This window comes from Collinsella sp. Sow4_E3 (genome assembly GCF_052116285.1).
Classification (GTDB): Bacteria; Actinomycetota; Coriobacteriia; order Coriobacteriales; family Coriobacteriaceae; genus Collinsella.
The window spans coordinates 1-306 of the sequence record NZ_JBQKLJ010000152.1; the positions used below are offsets into that span (position 1 = coordinate 1).

A 306-nucleotide genomic window follows, 5' to 3' on the forward strand; every position below is an offset into this window, starting at 1 on the left:
GTTGTATCTGATCGCGCTGTGGGCGGTGTGGATCACGGCCCGCATCCCCGCCGATCGGGAGGCATGATGGTGGGTACTGTCCTATCTGTGCTGGCGATCATGGTGTCGCCGGTGGTGGCGTGGCTTGTGGCGCGTGCCGGTCAGCGCTCGACGCAGCGGTCGGCGGAGATCACCTCAGCCACCGACCTGGTGCCTGACCTCATCTCACGCGTGGAGCGACTCGAGCAGCAGGTGCATGCGCTGCAATCCGAGCTGTCCGAGCGGCTGGGACAGCTGTCCGCCGCCGCCTGGTTCATCGACCAGGTC

Annotated in this window: 1 protein-coding gene; it reads left to right on the plus strand. The window is 66.7% G+C overall.

Annotation, left to right across the window (positions count from 1 at the left end):
- Nucleotides 1–66: 66 nt before the first annotated feature.
- Nucleotides 67–306, plus strand: a 240-nt coding sequence (locus tag ACTQ48_RS11715; protein WP_441571112.1) for a hypothetical protein, incomplete at its 3' end; no start/stop codon positions are given.